Raw genomic sequence first — 1,956 nt, forward strand, 5'->3', positions numbered from 1 at the left:
CATGCGATGACCGTCAGATGAATGCTTTGGCCGAAGCATTCATGGATAAGCTTATGGAGCTCATTGAGCATTGTGTTTCCAGAAGCGAAACAGAGCATACCCCTTCTGACTTCGGAGAACGTACCTGGACTCAGAAAGAATTGAACGGTGTAACGCTTAAGATCCAGCGTCAGGGATACGAGTTGGAACGGATTTATCCTCTTACCTCACTGCAGGAAGGTATGTTGTACCATAAAGTGTCTGAACCATCCTCTACAAGTTATGTGGTTCAGGTCGTCTATCAGATGGAAGGAATAATCAACATAGAGACATTGAAAGAAAGTCTTCAATTATTGACCATCAAGCACGATGTATTACGAACAAGTATCGTTCATACACAGGTCAGTATAGCTCGTCAGGTACTGCTGAAGCACAAAAACGTAGAGTTCTCCTATCTTGACCTCAGGAATGATCCAGAAAGTTCTCATGCTTGGGAAAAAGCAAAGATAAATGATGTTGAGCGAGGATTCGATCTGGAGAATGACAGTCTGCTTCGGGCAGTATTAGTGGATTATCAGGAAAATGATACGCGGCTTGTACTCACTTTCCACCACATTATTATGGATGGTTGGAGTATGTCTCTGCTTGTTAAAGACTTGTTGTATTTTTACACGTCTATTCTTCACGGAACCTCAAAAGAGAAACTGCAACAAAACTTGTCTGTGCCAACTTCATATGGAGATTACGTCGTTCAACTGGAGGCAAAAGACCAGGCTTCCTCCCTGAGCTACTGGAAAGAGCTTCTTCAGGATTATGAATCTTCCTCAGACATTGTTCCCGAGGGGAAACAGGATTCAACGGACAAAGAGGTAGAGCGCATCGAGCTTGGATTAAGCAAGAGTGAAACCATTAAAGTTGAAAATCTTTGTTCTCATTTAGGGATAACTGTCAATACGATTGTGGAGGCAGCGTGGGGAATCGTACTTCAAAAGTATAACAATTCAAGTGAGGCTGTATTTGGGAAAATCGTATCTGGCCGAAATATAAATCTGCCTCATGTTGAAGAAATTGTTGGCCTGTTTATTAATATGATCCCTGTACATGTTCAGGCGAGAGCCAAAAACACAATGCGTGAGCTGCTTCTGTCTTTGCAGCAACAAGCATTGCAAAGCTCGGAGCATGATTATTGTTCGCTGGCGGATATTCAGAATCTGCATGAGCAGGGAAGCTATCTGATTCAGACGATGCTGGCATTCGAAAACTATTTTGTCCAGCCTGAAACAGCAGCGCAGAATGAAAACTTTAAAATGATTGAAGCAAGGGAGCAAACGAATTATTCATTGACATTGCTGGCCATGAATGCAGAAACGTTAGAATTCGCTCTGATGTATGATACTCATCGATACAGCAGGGAAGAAGTGTCTACAATTCTGGGACGGTTACGTAGTGCTTTGATGCAAATCGTTGTGAATCCTGAAGTGTCTATGGATCAAATTCGACTTATTGATGAGAATGAAATGGACGTGATCCTCAATCAATTTAATGCAACAGACACGGTATATCCGTCTGACCGAAGCGTGGTGGAACTGTTCCATTCTCAGACTGCATTGACTCCTGATCAGCTAGCTGTTGTGTCAGGCGAAGAGCAGATGACGTACCGTGAACTGGAGCAGCGTTCCAGTCAGCTGGCAGAACAGTTACGGCTTGCAGGTGTAGAGCACGGAGAATACGTAGGTATTATGGCTGAGCGAAATACGCATACGATCACGGGGATTTTGGCGATTTTGAAGGTCGGAGCAGCGTACATGCCGATTGATCCCAAATATCCAGATCAGCGAGTAGCTTACATGCTGAAGGACAGTAAGGCCAAGGTAGTGCTTATCGGTGAACAGAAACCAGAAGCGCTGAAGGCCGATGAAGTTATAACCTTGTCCATGCTGACATCCGAAGGAGCGCGGAAAGAAGTTGTCTCTCCGC

General features: G+C 44.1%; 1 protein-coding gene. It reads left to right on the plus strand.

The features are described 5' to 3' along the window. Positions 1-1,956 (plus strand): condensation domain-containing protein (locus OM416_RS31670; RefSeq protein WP_264936337.1); only part of this gene is annotated, 1,956 nt, incomplete at both ends.

This window comes from Paenibacillus sp. LS1 (genome assembly GCF_026013365.1).
Lineage (GTDB): Bacteria > Bacillota > Bacilli > Paenibacillales > Paenibacillaceae > Paenibacillus.